Consider the following 21,919-nt stretch of genomic DNA (forward strand, 5'->3'; position numbering starts at 1 on the left):
GTTAGGGGGAAAAAATCATGGCATTAAAAGCTTTAGATATATTCAAATTAACACCAAAGAAAAACTGTAAGGACTGTGGATTTCCAACTTGTATGGCTTTCTGTATGAAGGTTGCATCAGGAGCAGTAGAGGTAGAAAAGTGTCCACATATGTCTGATGAGGCATTAGCAAAATTATCAGAAGCAACTGCACCATTAATGAGAGGTGTAAAAGTTGGAGCTGGAAATTCTGAATATGAACTAGGAGCAGAAACTGTATTATTTAGACATGAAAAAACATTAGTAAATAGAAATAGATTTGCAGTAGCATTTTGTGAATGTATGACTGATGAGCAAGTAGATGCAAAACTTGCTAACATGAAAGCTGTTGACTACGTAAGAATAGGTGAAGAAATGAGAGTTGAAATGGCTCTAATAGAATACTTTGAAAATAAAGAAGGATTCTTAAGGGTAGTTAACAGAGTTAAAGATAGCGGATTAGATTTAGCTTACATATTAGTATGTGAAGATGCTGAAGTTGCTAAAGAAGCTGTTGAAATATTAAAAGATAAAAAACCAGTAGTATACGGAGCTACTAAAGACAACTATCAAGCTATGATAGATGTAGTTAAAGGAGATAAGTTAGCTTTAGGTGTTAAAGCATCTAGTTTAGAGGAATTGTACTCTACAGTAGAAGCTATACAAGCTGCAGGATATAGAGAATTAATATTAGATGTAACAGGAGAAAATATAAAAGATACATTTACAAATGCTGTTCAAGTTAGAAGAATAGCATTAAAAGAACAAGACAGAACATTCGGATACCCATCAATAGTATTTGCAAATAAATTAGCTAAAGAAAATCCTAATATGGAAGTTGCTTTATCATCTGTATTCACAGTTAAATACGGTTCTATAATCGTAATAGATGATATAGACTATTCTAAAGCATTACCATTATTTGCTCTAAGACAAAACATATTCACTGACCCACAAAAACCAATGAGAGTTGAAACAAAAGTTTATCCAATAAATAATCCAGATAAGAATTCTCCAGTAATAGTTACTGTTGACTTCGCTTTAACTTATTTCATAGTATCGGGAGATGTAGAAAGATCTAAAGTTCCTGTACATTTAGCTATCCCAGATGCTGGAGGGTACTCAGTATTAACAGCTTGGTCTGCTGGTAAGTTTAGTGGAAGTTCTATAGCTAACTTCATAAAAGAATCTAATGTAGCAGAAATTACTGATAATAGAGATTTAATAATACCAGGTAAGGTTGCAGTTCTTAAGGGAGATATAGAAGAGGCATTACCAGGATGGAATGTAGTTATAGGACCTGAAGAATCTATGGAATTACCAAAGTTCTTAAAAGAATACAAAGCTAAGAAAGATGAAGCTTTAGCTAACGCGTAATATTAAAATCAATAACATATGCTAGTCAATGAACTACATATACTCAAATAGAGGTATATAGTGAATTGGCTAGTATAAAATTTAACGAAAAAGACTTTTAGAGTCTAATTAAGGGGGATAATTACTATGGAAAAGTTCATGATAATAGGGGAAAGAATACACTGTATATCACCAGTAATAAGAAAAGCATTAGAAGAAAGAAATCCAGAACCAATACTTAAAAGAGCTAAAGAGCAATTAGAAGCAGGAGCTCACTATATAGATTTTAATATAGGGCCAGCTGAAAGAGATGGAGAAGAGTTAATGACTTGGGGAGTTCAATTACTTCAAAAAGAATTTAACAATGTTCCATTAGCATTAGACACTGCTAATAGAAAAGCTATAGAAGCAGGTCTTAAAGTTTACAATCCTATAAATGGTAAAGCTATAATAAACTCTGCAGACGCAGGTGGAAGAATAGATTTAATAGACTTAGCAGGAGAATACCAAGCTAAAGTAATAGCTTTATGTGCTAAAGAAGGTATACCAAAGGATAATGATGAGCGTATGGCTTACTGTCAAGAAATGTTAGAAAGAGGTTTAATGGCTGGATTAGAGCCAGAAGACATGTTATTTGACCCATTATGCTTAGTTATAAAAGGTATGCAAGACCAACAAATGGACGTTTTAGAATCTATAAGAATGATGACTGAAATGGGATTATTAACTACAGGTGGATTATCTAACGTATCTAATGGTTGTCCAAAGCATGTTAGACCAATACTTGATAGTGCTTGGCTTGCAATGGCAATGGCAAATGGATTTAGTTCAGCTATAGTAAACCCATGTGACGAAGAAATAATGAGAACAGTAAAATCTTGTGACATAATAAGAAATGCCTCTTTATATGCTGACTCATATTTAGAGCTTAATGAAGGAGGATTTGCATTTAATGCATAATAAAGAAAAGAGATAAGAAGCTTAAAAAGGGGGAAAATAGAGTGAATTTATATAATACTATTTTTAATGGTTCAGAACAAGCTTTGGCTGCTGCTAAAGGCGCTGTAAGCGAAGCAATAGAAAAACATGGAAGAGAACATAATGTAGCATTCCCTGATACTGCATATTCATTACCTTGTATATACGCAGCAACAGGACAAAAAATGAATACGTTAGGTGATTTAGAAGGTGCTTTAACTATAGTAGAAGGTTTAGTAAATAGAACTCATTTATTAGAGCATGCACTTAATGCTGGTTTAGCTACAGCTTTATCTGCTGAAGTTATAGAAGCTGTAAAATATGCTACAATAGATGCACCATATAGTGAACCTTGTGCGGGTCATATAACTGACCCTATAATAAGATCATTAGGTGTACCTCTAGTTACAGGAGATATACCAGGGGTTGCTGTTGTACTTGGAGAATGCCCAGATGCAGAAACTGCAGCTGAGATTATAAAAAATTACCAATCTAAAGGATTACTTACTTTCTTAGTCGGAAAGGTAATAGATCAAGCTATAGAAGCTGATGTTAAGATGGGTCTAGAACTAAGAGTTATCCCTCTAGGATATGATGTAACTTCTGTTATCCATGTTGTATCTGTAGCAGTAAGAGCAGCATTGATATTTGGAGGATTAAATCCAGGAGATTTAGCAGGATTATTAGATTATACTGCTAAGAGAGTTCCAGCATTTGTTAATGCATTTGGACCATTAAGTGAATTAGTTGTATCTTGTGGAGCTGGAGCAATAGCTTTAGGATTCCCAGTTATAACTGATCAAACAGTATTAGAAGTTCCAATGAATTTATTAACTCAAAAAGATTATGATAAGTTTGTAGCTACTTCATTAGAAGCTAGAGGAATAAAGATAAAGGTAACTGAAATACCTATACCAGTATCTTTTGCTGCTGCATTTGAAGGTGAAAGAATAAGAAAAAATGACATGTTTGCTGAATTTGGTGGAAATAAAACTGAAGCTTGGGAACTTGTTGTTAAAAAAGAATTAAGTGAAGTTGAAGACCATAAAATAGAGGTTATAGGTCCAAATATAGATGAAATAGAGTCTGACGGTGTTGTAAGATTACCACTTGCTGTTATAGTTAAAATAGCTGGTAAAGCAATGCAAGAAGATTTCGAACCAGTTTTAGAAAGACGTTTACACTACTTCTTAAACTATATAGAAGGTGTAATGCATGTTGGTCAAAGAGATATGTCTTGGGTAAGAATATCTAAAGATGCTTTTGAAAAAGGATTCAGATTAGAGCATATAGGAGAAGTTTTATATGCTAAGATGCTAGATGAATTTGAATCAGTTGTTGATAAATGCGAAGTAACTATAGTAACTGATGCACAAAAAGTATCAGAAATGAAGGGTGAAGCTATAGATAGATATAATGCTAGAGATGAAAGATTAGCTTCATTAGTTGATGAAAGTGTTGAGGAATTCTATTCTTGTAACCTTTGTCAATCATTTGCACCTGCACACGTTTGTGTTGTTACTCCTGAAAGACTTGGATTATGTGGAGCAGTTAGCTGGTTAGATGCTAAAGCTACTAAAGAACTAGATCCAACAGGACCATGCCAACCAATAGTTAAGGGCGAATGCTTAGATGAAAGAACAGGAATATGGCAAGCAGTTAATGAAACAGTATGTGAAATATCTCAAGGTGCTGTTGAAAATGTTACATTATATTCTATATTAGAAGATCCAATGACTTCTTGCGGATGCTTCGAGTGTATATGCGGTATAATGCCAGAAGCAAATGGATTTGTTATAGTTAATAGAGAGTTCTCTGGTGAAACTCCTGTTGGTATGACATTTGGAGAATTAGCTTCTATGACAGGTGGAGGAGTTCAAACTCCAGGATTCATGGGTCACGGAAGACACTTTATATCTTCTAAGAAGTTTGCTTATGCTGAGGGTGGACCAACTAGAATAGTTTGGATGCCAAAAGAGTTAAAAGAATATGTAGCAGATAAGTTAAATGCTAGTGTTCAAGAATTAACAGGTATAGAAAACTTTACAGATATGATATGTGATGAAACTATAGCTAGTGATTCTGAAGGAGTATTAGCATTCTTAGAGGAAAAAGGTCATCCAGCTTTAGCAATGGAATGTGTAATGTAATCAACTAATAAGGGGGATAATCAAATGAAAGTTATACCAAGTTTAAGATATTCAGATAAACATACATGGGTTAGAGTGGAAGGAGAATTTGCTTATATAGGAATAACTGATTTCGCTCAAGATCAATTAGGAGAAATATTATTTGTTGAAATGCCAGAGCTTGAAGATGAATTAACTCAAGGTGAAGAATTTGGTGTTGTTGAATCTTCAAAAGTAGCATCTGACTTAATAGCTCCTATATCTGGTGAAGTTGTTGAAATAAATGAAAAATTAGATGATGAGCCAGAGTATGTAAATGAAGATGCATATGATGCATGGATAGTAAAAGTTAAAATATCTGATGCAGATGAATTAGAAAACTTATTAACTGCTGAGAAATACGAAGCTATAGCTGAGTAGTTATAAATAAGGAGTACAGAAGATTTAGTAAATCTAAAACATCTGTACTCCTTTGATTTTATACAAAATAAATGTAGTAAATTTTATTAAATTTAAGGCATAGGTTTTTAAATTGATAGTACTATAATTTTACACACAAAAGATACTTATAATATTATGAATTTGAGTACTTATAAGTTGGATTAGGGTAAAATTATACTATATAACATATTGGGGGATGGGTATATGATTAGAGTAAATTTTAAGTCGCACAATAAAGAGATTGTATGCAGCAAAGGGGAAAATTTATTAGAAATAGCAAGAAATAATAAAATATTTATAGATGCTCCATGTAACGGAAACGTGTCTTGTGGGAAATGTAAGGTTAAGCTATTAAAAGGAAAAGTAGATACAGAAAAAACACTACATATAAAAGATGAAGAATGGGAACAAGGATATATACTCGCATGTAATACTAAAGTAATAGAAGATATAGAAATAGAAGTTCCATCAAAATTATCTTCATCTATGCATGGTATGAAAATAGAAGGTAGTGATAAGAAAAAAGACCAGGAAATATTTGATAGAGCAAAAAAAATAATAGAAGATAATAATTTTGATTTTAAAACTAATATAGAAAAAACATATATAGAATTAGATAAACCAACTATAGATGATAATATATGTGATATTGATAGAATAGAGAGATATGTTAGAAATAATTTAGGATATGATGAAATAGATTATACAGTAGAGTTACTTAGAAAAGTTCCAGAGGTTATAAGAGAAAGTGATTTTAATGTAACTATAACTTATGTTAAGAAGAAGAATAAAATAACTATATTAAATATAGAACCAGGGAACAATGAAAATCAATTATATGGAGTAGCCATAGATATAGGAACTACATCAGTCGTAGTATGTTTAGTAGATTTATATTCAAAAGAGATTGTAGATAAGGCATCATCAGGTAATGCACAAATAAAGTATGGTGCAGATGTTATACATAGAATTATATACTCAACAAAGAAAAATGGACTTAAGCATTTAAGAGATGCTGTTATAGACGAAACTATAAACCCATTATTAGAATCTATCTATATTAAAAATAATATAGATAAAGATAATGTAGTAAGCCTTGTAATAGCAGGAAATACAACTATGTCTAGTTTATTTTTAGGAGTTCACACAGATTATTTAAGACAAGAACCATTTATACCTCCATTTTTAAAATCACCAAAATTAATAGGCAAGGATATAGGCTTAAATGTAAATGACAGTGCTTATATATTCTTAGCACCATCAGTAGCTAGTTATGTAGGAGGAGATATTACAGCAGGGGTATTATCAGCTGGAATATGGACAAGTGAAGAAAATATATTATTTATAGATTTAGGAACTAATGGAGAAATTGTATTTGGAAATAAAGATTATATGATGAGCTGTGCTTGTTCTGCAGGTCCTGCATTTGAAGGTGGAGGTATAAGTTGTGGAATGAGAGCATCAAATGGTGCTATAGAAAAAGTTAGTATAGATAAAGAAACTTTATATCCAAAGTTATCTATTATTGGAGATGATAAACCTATTGGTATATGTGGTTCAGGAATAATAGATTTAATATGCCAAATGTTACTTAGTGGGGTAGTAGATAGAAGAGGTAAGATAAATAAAGATTTAAACAATGACAGAATAAGATTTAATGAACATGAAATAGGGGAATACGTATTAGCATTTAAAGAAGAGTATGGTATTGAAAATGATATAACAGTAACAGAAGTGGATATAGATAATTTTATAAGAGCTAAGGGTGCAATATATTCTGGAGCTGCAACACTAATAGAAAGCTTAGGGATGGACTTTAGTGCTATAGATAAGGTATATATAGCTGGTGGAATAGGAAATAATTTAAATATAGAAAATTCTATTTTAATAGGATTACTTCCAGATATAGAAAGAGAAAAGTTTGCATATATAGGAAATAGTTCATTAGTTGGTTCTTATCTTGCTCTTGTAAGCAAAGATGCTAAAATGAAACTACAAGATATAGGTAATGAAATGACTTATGTAGAATTAAGTGTCTATCCAACATATATGGATGAATTTATATCTGCATGTTTCTTACCACACACTAACATAGAACAGTTCCCAACAGTTAAAGAACTGTTAGGAGATAAAGTGAAAATATAAGTATATAATTAATTAAAATCAATTGCGTTATATAGTACAAGGTGATATACTCAAAGTATATAATGTATAGTGATTTGAAATCATGAAGGTTTCTTTATAGTATTGAAATATTAAATACTAAAAGAGACCTTTTTTTGGAGAAAATCACAAACGTTTTCAAGAGGGTAGTTATAAAGTAAACAATAATAATTTAATATTAAGTTAAAACATGGAGGGGTTATTATGTGTGAATCAGCAGCTTATGTACAAAAAGGGGATAAATTAGAAAGAATAATGGAAAATGTAGTAAGTGTAGATCCATTTGAAGGGAAAGTGTACTTAACTGATTTATTGGGAGAACAGAAAATAGTAGATGGAAGTATAAAAGAGATAAGGCTAATGGAACATAAAATAATAATATCAGAGTAAAAAATAAACATAAGAAAAACAGGGGAAGATAGTATGATAATAGCAGTTATAGATGGAATGGGTGGCGGTATAGGGGCCCAGATAGTATCAAATCTGAGAGAAGAATTACCATCATACATAGACATATATGCACTAGGTACTAATTCAATAGCAACAAGCTCTATGATGAAATCTCATGCAAATAAGGGAGCTACAGGGGAAAATGCAATAGTAACTTCTGTAAAGAAGGCAAATATAATAGTAGCACCAGTATCTGTTTCAATGCCAAATTCTATGATGGGTGAAGTAACTTGCAAAATGAGTGAAGCTATAGTAGATAGTGAAGCTCTAAAGATATTTTTACCTATATTGCCTGAAAATATAGAGGTAGTAGGAGTGGAAAACAAGCCATTAGCGCTGTTAATAAAGGATAGTATAGATTTAATAAAGAAAGAATTTAACATAAAAAAATAAGGGGGAGTATATATGTTAACTAATGATAGAATAAAATTACATCATGCAGATGATCATGATCACCCACATGGGCATTGTCATGATCATTCACACCCACATACACATGGTGAAGATGGAGAAAGTAAAGACGAAAAAACTTTAAAAATATTACTACTTCATTGGGTAAATCATAATGAAAGCCATGAGGAAGGATTTAGAGAGTGGGTAGATAAGGCTAGGGCTATAGGAAAAGAAGAAACAGCTAATAGTATAGAGAAAGCTATAGAATATATGCAAAAAGCTAATGAAATGCTTATAGAAGCTAAAAAGCATATGTAATTAAATATAATAGATATATAGCATACTTAGAATAATTAAATTTAAAAGTATGCTATATACTTGATATGACAATAAAGTTTATAGTAAATTTTTATGCATGATAATGTATATTTTAGTTTAAATTATGTAATCTGTGTCTGTTGATAATTTTAAATACATATTATTTAGTATATTGTAAAAAAATCATAAAAATTAAAGAAAACGTATTGACTAAAATTATATAAAAATATATAATAAATATGTAAACAAATACGTAACAAATATGGAGAAGTACTCAAGTGGCTCAAGAGGAACCCCTGCTAAGGGTTTAGGCTGGGTAACCGGTGCGAGGGTTCGAATCCCTCCTTCTCCGCCAGTAAAGACTATCGATTTTTTTAAGCGATAGTCTTTTTTCCTTTTCAGTGAATATAATATAAATGAAAGGAGTAATTTTATGATAAGTACTAATAAGGAAAGAGCTTATAATATATTAAAGAGAAGTCAAAATTCTAAGTATAGGTTAATAAGAGATTCTTTACTTGTAGGGATAGCTGTAGGTCTAATAATTGTTGTATACAGAATACTGGGTTCAAAACTAATGGAATTATTCAAGGGTCTATATTCTAAGGGTAGAGAAGATATACTATTTATACCAGTTATATTTATGATATTAATAGCTTTAGGATATATTGTAGCTCAACAGGTAAAAAGAGAGCCGATGATATCGGGAAGTGGAATACCTCAAGTTGAGGGAATTCTTACCAGAAGAATTAAAATTAACTGGTTTAGGGTTTTAGTAAATAAATTTATAGGAGGCTTACTTTGTTTAGGAGTAGGTTTTTCAGTAGGTAGAGAAGGTCCATCAGTGCAAATGGGTGCATGTGTAGGAGAAGGTATATCTAAAGGATTAGATAAATTAGATAATGAGGAAAAGTATTTTGTAACATGTGGAGCTAGTGCAGGTTTATCAGCAGCTTTTAATGCACCTTTAGCGGGAGTTATGTTTGCATTAGAAGAAGCACATAAGAACTTTTCTCCATTAGTTTTAGCATCTGCAATGACAGCATCTATAACAGCGGATTTTGTGTCAAAGCAATTTTTTGGATTAATGCCATCATTACATACCGCAAAATTAAATGCAATGCCTTTAAAATACTACTGGGTCTTAATAATATTAGGAATTGTAGTAGGAATAAGTGGTGTATTATTTAATAGTGGTATATTAAAAACTCAAACTATATTTAAAAATAGTAAATTAAGCAAAGAAGTAAAGATAATGATTCCATTCATCTTAACAGGAATTATTGGTCTTATATCACCAGTTTTATTAGGTGGAGGTCATGAACTTATTATGACATTGCAAGAACAGAACTTTACATTAAATTTACTAATGATATTACTTATAGCAAAATTTATATTTACATTTATATGTTTTGGATCAGGGGCTCCAGGAGGGATATTTTTCCCATTGTTAGCATTAGGGTCAATAGTAGGTAATATAGTAGGAATTATAAGTGCTATGTATATGGGAATACCATCAACTTATATAATTAACTTTGTAGTTCTAGCAATGGCAGGTCACTTTGCAGCAATAGTAAAGGCACCTATAACAGCAATTATATTAATACTAGAAATGACGGGATCTCTTGATCATTTGTTACCACTTTCGATAGTTGTAATAATAGCTCAATTGACATCAGATTTACTTAATTCTCATCCTATATATGAAAGTCTTTTAGAAAGACTTCTTGAAGGTGGGGAATATGAATGTGAGACTGGTGTAAATAAAAAGACATTATTTGAAACAGTGGTCCATATTAATAGTGATTTAGATGGAAAATGTGTAAAAGATATAATTTGGCCTAAAAATTGTTTAATAGTAGGGATAACTCGAGGAGATGTTGAGATAATTCCTAAAGGTTCAACAAAGATAATGGCAGGTGATTATTTAACTATAATGGCAAACCAATGTGAATGCTCGAATGTATTAGATGATGTAGTCAATTTAGCGCAAAATTAAAATTGTATAATATGATATATTTCAAATTATAAATTATCGTAATAACTAAGTTATAATAAAAAAAGAACTAAAATCCTTATAAGGATTTTAGTTCTTTTTTTATTATATACTCACATAGGTTATAAATATTTGAGTCTAAAAAATTATCGTTAACTTTTAAAGGAATTATTTTATTTAATTGATAAAATAAAACTATATTATTGTCTTTATCTATACCTTTATTCAAACTTATACTAAGTAAAATGTGCTTATCATCTGATAATATAGAGTAATTATCGCTATAAATATTTATAGGTACTTTGTTACCATCAAATATATTATATTTAAGTGTTAATTTAGAATTATTTATCTTAAAGGATAATGGTATAAGTTTTAAGAATAAATCTTTATTATTAATTACAATGGGCTTTAGTTTCTCTTCTAATATATCTTTTATTTTATAAAGGTACCCTAAATAGTATATATCTTCATAGTTGTGAAGTAATATTTTGCTTTTTAAATCATCAGACTTAGAAGACACAAATTCCTTGTATAGTTTTACGCTTTCTTTTCCTGAAATAGTATCTTCTCTAGATATACCAATGTATTTTTCTATAGTTTTTAGTTTACAATCAGAAAGAGATAGTAAGCCTTTAAATGGCCTTACAATATTTAAAATATCAATATCATCATTTTTATTTAACTCAAAATCAATATTATATTTATTAAAACGAGAATTTAAAAATGGAATATCAAAGGCTAATCCATTAAAGGTTATATGAGTATCAAAGGTACTGATATCATTTATAAATGCTAATAATAAATCTTTTTCATCATCTTCAGTTTGAGCAAAATATTGTTTAATTATGGTTTTATTATCTTTATTAAATAAAATTCCTATAAGTATAACTTTACAAAACTTAGGGCTAAGACCTGTAGTTTCTATATCAAATACGAAGGAATCTGAAGGAATATTTACGAAATTATCTAATGTCTTAGTTATGATTTCCATAAAATTTCTCCTTTTTGAAATTATATATTATAATATAGTTTAGCTATATAACTAATATAAAAAGTTATATTTATATTATAGATTAATGAAAGAATACTTCAAGGTGGTAAGTTATGATAAGTATAGATAAATTAAATGAAAATCAAAAGGTTGCAGTAGAACATGTAGATGGACCTTGTATGGTATTAGCAGGTCCTGGATCAGGTAAAACGAGGGTTATAACATATAGGATAGCAAATATGGTAGTAAATAAAGGTATAAGCCCTCGTAGTATACTTGCTATAAGTTTTACAAAAGCATCCTCAGTAGAAATGAAAAATAGAGCGTTAAGTTTAAGTGATGATCATAGAATGAATAAGGTTACATATGGAACATTCCATTCTGTATTTTTTAGAATACTTAGGTACTTTGAGAAATATAGCTTAGACAATATATTTGATGAAAAATCAAAGAGGCTACTACTAAAAGGCATATTGAAAAGCTTAAATATAGAAAATGCAGATGATGATGAAACTATAGGACAGGTAATAAATGAAATATCCTATGTAAAAAATGAATTGATGGATATTAGAGACTTTACATCCGAGCTATTAACTAGTGATGAATTTTTAAAAACTTATAATCTATATGAAGAACACAAAAATCAACATAATAAAATAGATTTTGATGATATGTTAATAAAGACATACCATTTATTAAAGCACAATAAATCGGCACTAGATATGGTTCGTGGAATATATAGATATATATTAGTAGATGAGTTCCAGGATATAAATAAGGTTCAGTTTGAGGTACTAAAATTAATAGCTAATCCCAACAATAATATATTTGTAGTGGGAGATGAAGATCAAAGTATATATGGATTTAGAGGTGCTAGACCAGACTTTTTATTGGAGTTTGAGCAATATTTTAAAGGAACTAAAAAAGTTCTATTAGATATAAATTATAGGTCAAAAGATGAAATAATAAATATAGCTAATAGACTGATAGAAAAAAATGAGAATAGATATGAAAAAGTTATAAAATGTCATCAAGGAGAAGGTGGAAATGTTAAATATATATCTCCTAATGATTCAGAAGAAGAGGCAGTATTTATAGCTAAAGATATACTAGAAGAAATGAAAAAAGATTATGTTGAGTATACTGATTTTGCTGTAATATATAGAACTAATATACAATCAAGAGCATTAGTAGATGTATTTATGGATATGAGGATACCTTTTATAGTGAAAGATTCGATAATTACTATATATGATCATTGGGCATCTCAAGATATATTAGCTTATTTAAGAATAGGCGTAAATCCAGATTCAAATAAAGATTGGGTTAGGATAATAAATAAACCATTTAGATATATATCAAAAGAACATGTGAATATGGTTAAGGATGAAAAAAACTTTATAAATGCTTTAATAAATAAATGTAACCTTCATCCAAAACAAGTTAAGACTATAAATGATTTGGATATAGATTTAAGTTATTTAAAAACATTAAATCCTAAAAATGCAATTTCTTATATAAGAACAAGTTTAGATTATGATAGATATATACTAGATTATTGTACAAATAGAAAAATAAAGACAAATGGTTTAATAGAAATATTAAATGAACTAGAAAGTTCTGCTACAAATTTCAATACAATACAAGAATATTTAGATCATATAGAAAGAGTAAAGTCAGAATTGATAGAAAATAAAAATAATCAAAATTCTGATGGAGTAATATTTACTACTATGCATAGTGCTAAAGGATTAGAATTTAAAAATGTATATATAATAGGAGCTACAGAAGGAACTATTCCTCATGAAAAGTCTTATGATATAAATGATGAAGAAAAAAAAGTTAATCAGATTGAGGAAGAGAGAAGGCTTATGTATGTGGCTATAACAAGAGCTGAGGAGAATATATATATAAGCTCTCCATCTAATAAATATGGAAAAAAAGTATCTAAATCTAGATTTATAGATGATATTAAAGGAGCGACTAAAAAAGAAATAGAAAGCTTAACAATAGGAGACAAAATTTATCATAAAAGATTTAAGGAAGGTACAATAGTACAAAAAAATAATAACTTAGTTAAAGTTAAGTTTAGTGATGGAGAAAGAACTTTAGATTATAAAGTGTGTTCAATAAAAAATGTAATTTATAAAATATAGCTTTAGTCAAATATAAAATAAGATAACTTAAATATCTTGTCAATAAGCAAAATTACTTGATTGGAGGTAAGTAACTAGAAATATATATTAGGAGAGAGTATGAGTAAGAAAGTATTAAGAAAATTAGCATATAGTCTAACATTATTTATTCAGATAGCATTAGCCGTATCTATCTTTATAATAGAGTATTTAACTAACAAAAATGCTGGAATTATGCAATATGTGCGATATAATAAGTTTGTATTTGAACATGGAATTTTAAATACAAATAACCTACAAGTGATAAAAATAATATCGATAATACTATTTATAATATTTGGAACGATATTTATGCACTGTATTAAGAATAAGAAAAATACATTTATTAGATATCAAATTACTATATCTATGATAATGAGTATAATAGTTAGTATGGTTATAAGTAGTAATTACTTTATAGGTATGTTAGCTTATCATTATTTCATAATAACATTTATTTTAGTATTACTTATACAGATGTTGGTTGTAGGTATAACATTTTATATAGATAATAAACAAAAAAATAGGACTTTATAAAGTCCTATTTTTTATTTTAATAATATATACCTTTTTCAAAGAAATCTTTTATCTCATCTAAATCATTTGTTTTTCCTAAAGCTAGCATAAGCTTTATTCTAGCCTTTTGACCAGGTAACTCTCCTCCAAAAATACATCCTAAGTTCTTTAAGTCTCTTCCAGAACCTAAGTATCCATAACTATCAAATACCCTTCCAGAATGACATCTAGAAACTATTACAACAGGTATATCTTTCTCCCTAGCATATTTTACACCTTCATACATCTTAGGAGGTATATTACCTCTACCCATAGCTTCTATGACAATACCCTTGTATCCATTATCAGTAGCGAATTTTATAAGTTCATCATCCATACCAACTCCAGATTTAAATAGAGCAACTTTAGACTCAACTTTATCTGTATCTATTATAGATCTATTGACAACATCCTTATATAAAACTAATTCGTTACAATCTATTATACCAAGAGGTCCAGATGTTAAAGATTTAAAAGTATTTAATGATAATGTATTAGTTTTAGTAGCTTCAGAAGCTAAAAGTACTTCATTGTTTAAAACTATAAGAACACCTTTTCCTATAGCATCATCAGATATAGCAGTACAAACAGCAGCAGATAAGTTACTTGGACCATCATATCCAAGCTCTGAACTACTTCTCATAGCTCCTGTGACTATAACAGGTTTTATACTAGTTATAGTTAAGTCTAAGAAATAAGCAGTTTCTTCTAAACTATCAGTACCATGAGTTATAACAACACCGCATATATCTTCTCTAATAAGTAAATCATTAACATAATCCTTTAACTCCATCATTCTTTCAGGAGTCATATGAGGACCAGGTATTTCATCAAAGTTTAAAACTTCTATTTCAGCAACTTTATCTATATTAGTTACCATAGACATTATTTGCTCACCAGATAAAGTAGGAATAGCAGCTCCAATTTCTTTATCTACAGTCATTGATATAGTTCCACCTGTGAAAACTATAGCAACTTTTTTCTTTTTAGTCATGAATGTCCCTCCTTAAAAATATATACATATATATCATAAGTAAATTATATCAAAAAAAAACTATATAAGCATGTTAAATAAAGTTAATTATTTATTAAAAAGAAAGTAAAACTCATAGAAATATAGATAAAAAGTTAGAGGATTGCAAAAAAAGACGATAAATGTAAAATAAAAATGAAATTATACTTAGTATATAAAGAACTTTTAAAATTTATAAGAAAATATTCAAAGTCAAAAATTTTAGTAAAATATATACTCATTAAAATAATTTATATTTTATTATATAAAAAAAAAGAGCTCGGGGAAGCTCTTTTTTGCTATCAAGTTGATTTCCGTTATCAACTTGATAAAATGGATATAAAGTTTATCCGTTCAAAAGGGGTATTGGGAATAGAGATTTTAATTAAGGTTATCAGGGGGATAACCATGTCTATATACTATCAAATTTCGACATAAAAATCAATACTTTTCAAGAAAGTTAATTTATTGTCAAACGAAAATTATAAAAATAAAACCTACTTCTTTTCCGATCTGAAGTAGGCCTTAAATGAATTAAATATTCATTTAAAAGGGGTATTGGGAATAGAGATTTTACTAAGGTTATCAGGGGGATAACCATGTTTATATATTATCAAATTTCGACATGAAAATCAATACTTTAAAGAAAAATATTGAAAAAAATTACAATTCTACAAAATAGTGATAATTTATAATTATTAAGTTAAAATTATAAGTGAATATATAAAATAAAACAACAATTATATTTAATATATATTTAGTAATATTATTATTAAACCTTAAAAAATAACGTAAATATGATATAATAAATAAGTCTATTTAGGTTAATATATAATAGATAAAATTTTTATTTCAATTTGATAAAATAATTTATAAATTGGAAAGAATAAATAAAACATATTTGAATAATTTTGAATTTATATAAATACTTAATACAGGAAGCTGGTGAAAAATATGGAAATATATTTAGATAATAGTGCAACAACTAAACCATATAGTGAGGTTATTGAAAAAGTTGTTTATGCACTTAGCCATGATTACGCAAACCCATCATCTTTACATAGAAAGGGTGTTGAGGTAGAAAAGAATATAAAAGCCATAAGAAGTGAGATTGCTAAAACTTTAGGTGCTAAGGATAAAGAAATTTACTTTACATCAGGAGGAACAGAATCTAATAATACTATAATTAGAGGTGTAGTCAATCTACATAAAAAAAGAAAAAACCATATAATATCTACGAGTATAGAGCATCCATCAGTTTTAAATACATTAAAGGATTTAGAAAACGATGGATGTGAGGTAACATATTTAGATGTTGATAGAGAAGGTAAAATAGATTTAGAGGAACTTAAAAAAGCTATAAAGCCTACTACATGCTTAGTAACTATAATGCACGTAAATAATGAAGTAGGATCCATACAACCTATCCAAGAAATAGGTAAGTACCTTAAGTCATTAAAAGACAAAGTTTATTTACATGTAGATGCAGTTCAATCATATTCTAAGATAAACTTTAGACCATCAAGATATAATATAGATTTTATGAGTGTTAGTGGGCATAAATTCCACGGGCCTAAAGGTATAGGATTTATGTATATAAAGGAAACTAACAGGATAAAACCTATGTTAACTGGTGGGGGACAAGAAATCGGTGTAAGAGCAGGGACAGAAAATGCACCTGGTATATATGGATTAGGCGAGGCTATAAAAATTATAAATGATGATTTAAATTCTAAAATAGAAAAAATATCTTCTTTAAAGAATTTACTTAAAGAAGAAATATCTAAAAATATAGAAGATATAAAAATAAATTCTCCAGAAGATGGAGTGTGTCATATACTTAATATCTCATTTAAAGATATAAAAGGAGAAGTGTTACTTCATTGCTTAGAGCAAAAAGGTATGTATGTATCTACAGGTTCTGCATGTTCTTCTAAGAAAAAAGGAAGTCATGTACTAACTCAAATGAAATTAACTAATGAAGAAATAGAAGGAGCTATAAGATTTAGCTTATCAGATTTAAATACAGAAGAAGAGATTTTAGAAGCTGTAAAAATACTTAAAGAGGAAGTTGAATCTTTAAGAAAAATAATAAGAAGAAGTTGAATTTTTAAGAAAAACAACAAGAAGACGATAATCAAAATATGAGGTGATACATTTGTATAATATATTAATAGTTAAGTACGGGGAAATAGGTGTAAAAGGAAAAAATAGATACTTATTTGAAAATAAGTTAATAAAAAATGTAAAAAATATGCTTAAGCCATTAGGTGAATTTAAAGTTTATAAAGAATTTGGAAGAATATATGTAGACTTAGAAGACTATGATTATGAAGAAGTTGCAGAAGGAGTAAGAAAAGTATTTGGTATAGTAGGAGTATGTCCAGCAATAAGAGCTGAAAAAGATTATACTAAATTAAAGGAATTGGCGTTAGAAGTATTAGAAGAAAAAATAGACGCAGGAGCAAAGAGCTTTAAAGTAGAAAGTAAAAGAGGAGACAAGAGCTTTAAATTTACTTCTCAAGAAATGAGTAGAGATATAGCAGGTTACTTAGTATCTCAAGTTAAAGACAAAATAGCAGTAGATATAAGAAATCCAGAAGTTAGAATACGTTGTGAATATAGAGAAAATCATGTAATGGTATACAGCGATACTATACCAGGTTATGGAGGATTACCTCTTGGAACAAACGGTAGAGCTATGTCTTTATTATCTGGAGGTATAGATTCACCAGTTGCATCTTGGATGGTAGCAAAAAGAGGTATGGAACTAGAATGTATACATTTCCACAGTTATCCATTTACTAGTGAAAAATCTCAAGAGAAAGTAAGAGATTTAGGAAAAATATTAGCTAAGTATTGTGGAAGAGTAAGACTTCATAAAGTTAATATGTTAGAAATACAAAAAGCTATAGGTCTAAATTGTAAAGATGAAGAAATGACTATAATATCAAGAAGATTTATGATGAGAATAGCTCAAGCAGTAGCAGAAAAAAGACACTGTGATGCTTTAGTTACAGGAGAGAGTATAGGACAAGTTGCATCTCAAACTATACAAGGACTAACTTGTACAAATGCATCAGTTAGTATACCTGTATTTAGACCTCTTATAGCTATGGATAAAACTGAAATAGTTGATATAGCTCAAAAAATAGGAACATTTGAAACATCAATACTTCCAGAAGAAGATTGTTGTACAGTATTTGCTCCTAAAAAACCTGTGACTAAGCCTAGATTAGAGAGAATAGAAAAGTCAGAAAATGCATTAGATGTAGAAAAATTAATACAAGATGCTATAGATAACATAGAAGTAGAAGATTTAGAATTCTAATTCTAAAATATATAACAAAAAAAAGAAGCCCTAGGACTTCTTTTTTGTTATATATAAATTATTCAAAGAAATTTAAGGGCTTATTTATTAAATACCTCAACACCAAATTCTTTTAAAACTTGGCTAGCTTTTTTAATATCTTCTGGAGTAGCATCAGGAACACCTTTTAACTCATATTCAATTCCCATACTTTCCCATTTGTGAACACCTATTGTATGATATGGTAATAATTCAAGTCTATCTACATTGTTAAGAGTAGATACAAATTTACCTAATGCCTCTAAGTTTTCTCTATCATCTGTTATACCAGGAACTAAAACGTGTCTTATCCAAACAGGTATATTTCTTTCATCTAAGTGTTTAGCTAACTTTAATGTTTTTTGTATTGTTACACCTGTTAAGTCTTTAGCTTTATCATCTATCATATGTTTTAAGTCAAGTAAAACTAAATCAGTATTATCAAGTATTGGATCTATTTTATCTATATCTACAAATCCAGAAGTATCTAAGCAAGTGTGTATACCATTTTTCTTAGCTTTAGCAAATAATTCTGCTACAAATTCTGGTTGAAGTGTAGCTTCACCACCTGAAACAGTTAAACCACCACCAGAGAATTTCATATAAGATGAGTACTTAAGCACCTCAGTGATTAATTCGTCAGTTGTATATTCTTTTCCACCTTTTGCATCCCATGTATCTCTATTGTGGCAATACTTACATCTTAATGGGCATCCTTGCATAAATACTATAAATCTTATTCCTGGACCATCTACTGTACCAAATGTTTCTATTGAATGAACTCTTCCTTTTATCATAATATCCACCTCTAAGTCGTTTTATAAATTGCGTTTTAAATATACTGTATACATAATATCATCTAAATATATTATAAATTATTATATCTTTAAAGTCTATATTGTTTAAGTAATGTATAATTCCTTATATTTTAATTATACCCAGTAAGTACCTATACAAACTATAAATGTAAAAAAATTTTAGATTATAATGTTATTATATATAATTGATTTTAAAATAAATAAAAAAAGAGTGTAAGTTGATGAGACTTACACTCTGAAAAATTATATACTTTGATTTTTGATAATTGTTAAACTATCTGATGTAAGATTATAGATGTTATAAATTAAGCCATTTTTCCGTGGAATGTTCTGTTTATAACGTCTAATTGTTGCTCTCTAGTTAACTTGATGAAGTTTACAGCGTATCCTGAAACTCTTATAGTTAATTGAGGGTATTTTTCTGGATGCTCCATAGCATCTTCTAATGTAGCTCTATCAAATACGTTAACGTTTAAGTGATGAGCTCCTTGAGAGAAGTATCCGTCCATCATTGAAGATAAGTTGTTTACTCTTTCAGTCATATCTTTTCCTAAAGCACCTGGTACTATAGAGAAAGTATTAGATATACCATCTTGAGCATGCTCGTATGGTAATTTAGCAACTGAAGATAATGAAGCTAAAGCTCCGCTGTTATCTCTTCCGTGCATTGGGTTAGCTCCTGGAGCGAATGGCTCACCAGCTCTTCTTCCGTCAGGAGTGTTACCAGTCTTCTTACCGTAAACAACGTTTGAAGTTATTGTTAATATAGATTGAGTATGGTAAGAATCTCTGTAAGTTTTGTTCTTTCTTATTTTATTCATGAAGTTTTCTACTAAGTCACAAGCTATTTGGTCAACTCTGTCATCGTTGTTTCCGAATTTTGGATAATCTCCTTCTATTTCGAAGTCAACAGCTATACCAGCTTCGTTTCTTATAGTTTTAACTTTAGCATGTTTTATAGCAGATAATGAGTCAGCGCAAACTGATAAACCAGCTATACCACAAGCCATAGTTCTGAATATTTCTCTATCATGTAAAGCCATTTCTAATGCTTCATAAGAGTACTTATCATGCATGTAGTGGATTATGTTTAATGTATTTACGTATAAGTTAGCTAACCAATCAGTGAATGGTTCGAACTTAGCCATAACCTCATCGTAATCTAAGTATTCTGAAGTTATTGCTTCGAATTTAGGTCCAACTTGTACTCCTGACTTCTCATCAACACCACCGTTTATAGCGTATAATAAAGTCTTAGCTAAGTTTACTCTAGCTCCGAAGAATTGCATTTGTTTACCTATTCTCATTGCAGATACACAACAAGCTATACCGTAGTCATCTCCCCAGTATGGTCTCATTAAATCATCGTTCTCGTATTGAACAGAACTTGTATCTATTGAAACTTTTGAACAGAAGTCTTTGAATCCTTGAGGTAATCTAGTAGACCATAATACTGTTAAGTTTGGCTCTGGAGATGGTCCAAGAGTGTAAAGAGTATTTAACATTCTGAATGAGTTTTTAGTTACTAATGTTCTACCATCTATACCCATACCACCGATTGATTCAGTTACCCAAGTTGGGTCTCCTGAGAATAAATCGTTGTATTCTGGAGTTCTTAAGAATTTAACCATTCTTAACTTCATAACGAAGTGATCCATTATTTCTTGAACTTCTTCTTCAGTTATTGTTCCGTTAGCTAAATCTCTTTCGAAGTATATGTCTAAGAATGTAGAAGTTCTACCTAATGACATTGCAGCTCCGTTTTGATCTTTTATAGCTCCTAAGTATCCAAAGTATAACCATTGAACAGCTTCTCTTGAGTTAGTAGCTGGCTTAGATATATCGAATCCGTAAGATAAAGCCATTCTCTTTAATGCTTCTAAAGCTTTTATTTGATCAGATATTTCTTCTCTAGCTCTTATAACTTCTTCGTCTATGCATCTTACTTCGTATTCAGCTTTTTGAGCTAATTTATCTTCTATTAATCTATCTATACCGTATAAAGCAACTCTTCTGTAGTCACCTATTATTCTACCTCTTCCGTAAGCATCTGGTAAACCAGTTATTATACCAGATCTTCTAGCAGCTCTCATTTCAGGAGTGTAAGCATCGAATACCCCTTGGTTATGAGTTTTTCTATATTTAGTGAATATTTCGCTTATTTCAGGATCACATTCGTATCCGTAAGCCTTACAAGAATTTTCAACCATTTTTATACCACCGAAAGGCATAACAGCTCTTTTTAATGGTGCGTCAGTTTGGAAACCAACTATTGTTTCTAATTCTTTATCTAAGTATCCTGGTGCATAAGCATCTATCATAGATACTGTTTTAGTATCAACGTCTAAAGTTCCGCCATTTTCTCTTTCTTTTTTGAAAAGAGCCATAGCTTCTTCCCATAATTTTTTAGTGTTTTCAGTAGCTCCAGCTAAGAAAGAATCATTTCCTTCATATGGAGTGTAGTTTTCTTGGATGAACCCTCTAACATCTATTTCTTTAGTCCATCTACCTTCTTTAAATCCTTGCCATGCATTCATGTGAATAGCCTCCTTGTTAGGGTTTAAAATTTGTAAAGTTATTTATTGTTATTTAAATTTAAATATTTAATATTATTATTTAAATTCAAATATTTAAAAAATTTATATTATTAATCTAGCTAGATAATTTTTAGACAATATAATAATAACATATAAAAGGTATTTTGTATACAACCTTTCGCATAAATATTGTCGATAATTTTTAAATTTAATCTGAATTTGTTTTCCTTATAATCATA

General features: G+C 29.5%; 18 protein-coding genes and 1 tRNA gene. 15 read left to right on the forward strand and 4 right to left on the reverse strand.

Features of this window, described 5'->3' with window-relative positions; all coding sequences use genetic code 11:
- The first annotated feature begins 17 nt into the window (after positions 1-17).
- The 10 genes from acsC to I2H23_RS10910 all read left to right on the forward strand — a co-directional run bounded on the left by acsC (position 18) and on the right by I2H23_RS10910 (position 10,244).
- On the forward strand, positions 18-1,394 hold the full coding sequence (gene acsC / locus I2H23_RS10865) for an acetyl-CoA decarbonylase/synthase complex subunit gamma (RefSeq protein ID WP_166506007.1): 1,377 nt from the start codon (positions 18-20) through the stop codon (positions 1,392-1,394).
- A gap of 126 nt (positions 1,395-1,520) precedes the next feature.
- The gene (gene acsE / locus I2H23_RS10870) at positions 1,521-2,333 is read left to right on the forward strand and encodes a carbon monoxide dehydrogenase/acetyl-CoA synthase methytransferase subunit (RefSeq protein WP_092923597.1); all 813 of its coding nucleotides are present in this window, start codon (positions 1,521-1,523) and stop codon (positions 2,331-2,333) included.
- A gap of 41 nt (positions 2,334-2,374) precedes the next feature.
- Positions 2,375-4,501: an acetyl-CoA decarbonylase/synthase complex subunit alpha/beta gene (acsB, locus tag I2H23_RS10875; RefSeq protein ID WP_092923600.1), complete on the forward strand. Its 2,127-nt coding sequence runs from the start codon at positions 2,375-2,377 to the stop codon at positions 4,499-4,501.
- A gap of 24 nt (positions 4,502-4,525) precedes the next feature.
- Positions 4,526-4,900 carry a glycine cleavage system protein GcvH gene (gcvH, locus tag I2H23_RS10880; RefSeq protein WP_092923603.1) on the forward strand — a complete coding sequence of 125 codons (375 nt, stop codon included), beginning with the start codon at positions 4,526-4,528 and terminating at the stop codon, positions 4,898-4,900.
- A gap of 225 nt (positions 4,901-5,125) precedes the next feature.
- Positions 5,126-7,066 carry a corrinoid activation/regeneration protein AcsV gene (acsV, locus tag I2H23_RS10885; protein WP_195581626.1) on the forward strand — a complete coding sequence of 647 codons (1,941 nt, stop codon included), beginning with the start codon at positions 5,126-5,128 and terminating at the stop codon, positions 7,064-7,066.
- A gap of 222 nt (positions 7,067-7,288) precedes the next feature.
- The gene (locus I2H23_RS10890) at positions 7,289-7,474 is read left to right on the forward strand and encodes a CooT family nickel-binding protein (RefSeq protein WP_092923609.1); all 186 of its coding nucleotides are present in this window, start codon (positions 7,289-7,291) and stop codon (positions 7,472-7,474) included.
- 33 nt (positions 7,475-7,507) lie between these two features.
- Positions 7,508-7,927: a DUF3842 family protein gene (locus I2H23_RS10895; RefSeq protein ID WP_092923612.1), complete on the forward strand. Its 420-nt coding sequence runs from the start codon at positions 7,508-7,510 to the stop codon at positions 7,925-7,927.
- Positions 7,928-7,939: 12 nt separating this feature from the next.
- Complete coding sequence (locus I2H23_RS10900; RefSeq protein WP_092923615.1) at positions 7,940-8,245, forward strand: zinc transporter; 306 nt, start codon at positions 7,940-7,942, stop codon at positions 8,243-8,245.
- 264 nt (positions 8,246-8,509) lie between these two features.
- A tRNA-Ser gene (locus I2H23_RS10905) sits at positions 8,510-8,600 on the forward strand.
- Between the two features lie 78 nt (positions 8,601-8,678).
- Positions 8,679-10,244: a ClC family H(+)/Cl(-) exchange transporter gene (locus tag I2H23_RS10910; RefSeq protein WP_092923618.1), complete on the forward strand. Its 1,566-nt coding sequence runs from the start codon at positions 8,679-8,681 to the stop codon at positions 10,242-10,244.
- 76 nt (positions 10,245-10,320) lie between these two features.
- Here the strand turns inward: I2H23_RS10910 and I2H23_RS10915 are convergent, their stop codons facing one another.
- Complete coding sequence (locus tag I2H23_RS10915) at positions 10,321-11,235, reverse strand: ribonuclease H-like domain-containing protein (protein ID WP_092923621.1); 915 nt, start codon at positions 11,233-11,235, stop codon at positions 10,321-10,323.
- A 113-nt stretch (positions 11,236-11,348) separates the two neighbouring features.
- On the opposite strand from I2H23_RS10915, the gene I2H23_RS10920 reads away from it, so the two are divergent.
- Together I2H23_RS10920 and I2H23_RS10925 are read left to right on the forward strand one after the other, a co-directional pair.
- Positions 11,349-13,391 carry an ATP-dependent helicase gene (locus I2H23_RS10920; protein ID WP_195581627.1) on the forward strand — a complete coding sequence of 681 codons (2,043 nt, stop codon included), beginning with the start codon at positions 11,349-11,351 and terminating at the stop codon, positions 13,389-13,391.
- Between the two features lie 99 nt (positions 13,392-13,490).
- A complete protein-coding gene (locus tag I2H23_RS10925; protein WP_092923626.1) occupies positions 13,491-13,946 on the forward strand; it encodes a hypothetical protein in 456 nt (151 codons plus the stop codon).
- A gap of 16 nt (positions 13,947-13,962) precedes the next feature.
- On the opposite strand, the gene I2H23_RS10930 is transcribed toward I2H23_RS10925, so the two are convergent.
- Positions 13,963-14,958, reverse strand: coding sequence for an asparaginase (locus I2H23_RS10930; protein WP_092923629.1), 996 nt, complete (start codon positions 14,956-14,958; stop codon positions 13,963-13,965).
- 174 nt (positions 14,959-15,132) lie between these two features.
- On the opposite strand from I2H23_RS10930, the gene I2H23_RS10935 reads away from it, so the two are divergent.
- The 3 genes from I2H23_RS10935 (at position 15,133) to thiI (ending at position 18,307) form a co-directional block, all read left to right on the forward strand.
- Positions 15,133-15,414, forward strand: a complete 282-nt coding sequence (locus I2H23_RS10935; RefSeq protein ID WP_092923632.1) for a hypothetical protein — start codon at positions 15,133-15,135, stop codon at positions 15,412-15,414.
- A 516-nt stretch (positions 15,415-15,930) separates the two neighbouring features.
- On the forward strand, positions 15,931-17,082 hold the full coding sequence (locus tag I2H23_RS10940) for a cysteine desulfurase family protein (protein ID WP_092923635.1): 1,152 nt from the start codon (positions 15,931-15,933) through the stop codon (positions 17,080-17,082).
- 52 nt (positions 17,083-17,134) lie between these two features.
- Complete coding sequence (gene thiI / locus I2H23_RS10945; RefSeq protein ID WP_195581628.1) at positions 17,135-18,307, forward strand: tRNA uracil 4-sulfurtransferase ThiI; 1,173 nt, start codon at positions 17,135-17,137, stop codon at positions 18,305-18,307.
- Between the two features lie 80 nt (positions 18,308-18,387).
- Here thiI and pflA read toward each other — a convergent pair whose 3' ends face one another.
- A complete protein-coding gene (gene pflA / locus I2H23_RS10950; RefSeq protein ID WP_092923641.1) occupies positions 18,388-19,122 on the reverse strand; it encodes a pyruvate formate-lyase-activating protein in 735 nt (244 codons plus the stop codon).
- Between the two features lie 326 nt (positions 19,123-19,448).
- On the reverse strand, positions 19,449-21,680 hold the full coding sequence (pflB, locus tag I2H23_RS10955) for a formate C-acetyltransferase (RefSeq protein ID WP_092923644.1): 2,232 nt from the start codon (positions 21,678-21,680) through the stop codon (positions 19,449-19,451).
- Positions 21,681-21,919: the final 239 nt, after the last annotated feature.

The sequence above is a fragment of the Romboutsia sp. BSD2780061687b_171204_C1 genome, assembly GCF_015560225.1.
Taxonomy (GTDB): Bacteria; Bacillota; Clostridia; order Peptostreptococcales; family Peptostreptococcaceae; genus Romboutsia_C; species Romboutsia_C hominis.

Bases quoted from the DNA above. Each gene is read 5' to 3' on its own strand.
- I2H23_RS10920 (WP_195581627.1), top strand. From the start codon at position 11,349: ATGATAAGTATAGATAAATTAAATGAAAATCAAAAGGTTGCAGTAGAA.
- acsV (WP_195581626.1), top strand. From the start codon at position 5,126: ATGATTAGAGTAAATTTTAAGTCGCACAATAAAGAGATTGTATGCAGC.
- I2H23_RS10935 (WP_092923632.1), top strand. From the start codon at position 15,133: ATGAAATTATACTTAGTATATAAAGAACTTTTAAAATTTATAAGAAAA.
- gcvH (WP_092923603.1), top strand. From the start codon at position 4,526: ATGAAAGTTATACCAAGTTTAAGATATTCAGATAAACATACATGGGTT.
- pflB (WP_092923644.1), bottom strand. From the start codon at position 21,680: ATGAATGCATGGCAAGGATTTAAAGAAGGTAGATGGACTAAAGAAATA.
- I2H23_RS10900 (WP_092923615.1), top strand. From the start codon at position 7,940: ATGTTAACTAATGATAGAATAAAATTACATCATGCAGATGATCATGAT.
- pflA (WP_092923641.1), bottom strand. From the start codon at position 19,122: ATGATAAAAGGAAGAGTTCATTCAATAGAAACATTTGGTACAGTAGAT.
- I2H23_RS10910 (WP_092923618.1), top strand. From the start codon at position 8,679: ATGATAAGTACTAATAAGGAAAGAGCTTATAATATATTAAAGAGAAGT.
- acsC (WP_166506007.1), top strand. From the start codon at position 18: ATGGCATTAAAAGCTTTAGATATATTCAAATTAACACCAAAGAAAAAC.
- acsE (WP_092923597.1), top strand. From the start codon at position 1,521: ATGGAAAAGTTCATGATAATAGGGGAAAGAATACACTGTATATCACCA.
- I2H23_RS10930 (WP_092923629.1), bottom strand. From the start codon at position 14,958: ATGACTAAAAAGAAAAAAGTTGCTATAGTTTTCACAGGTGGAACTATA.
- I2H23_RS10915 (WP_092923621.1), bottom strand. From the start codon at position 11,235: ATGGAAATCATAACTAAGACATTAGATAATTTCGTAAATATTCCTTCA.
- I2H23_RS10940 (WP_092923635.1), top strand. From the start codon at position 15,931: ATGGAAATATATTTAGATAATAGTGCAACAACTAAACCATATAGTGAG.
- I2H23_RS10890 (WP_092923609.1), top strand. From the start codon at position 7,289: ATGTGTGAATCAGCAGCTTATGTACAAAAAGGGGATAAATTAGAAAGA.
- I2H23_RS10925 (WP_092923626.1), top strand. From the start codon at position 13,491: ATGAGTAAGAAAGTATTAAGAAAATTAGCATATAGTCTAACATTATTT.
- I2H23_RS10895 (WP_092923612.1), top strand. From the start codon at position 7,508: ATGATAATAGCAGTTATAGATGGAATGGGTGGCGGTATAGGGGCCCAG.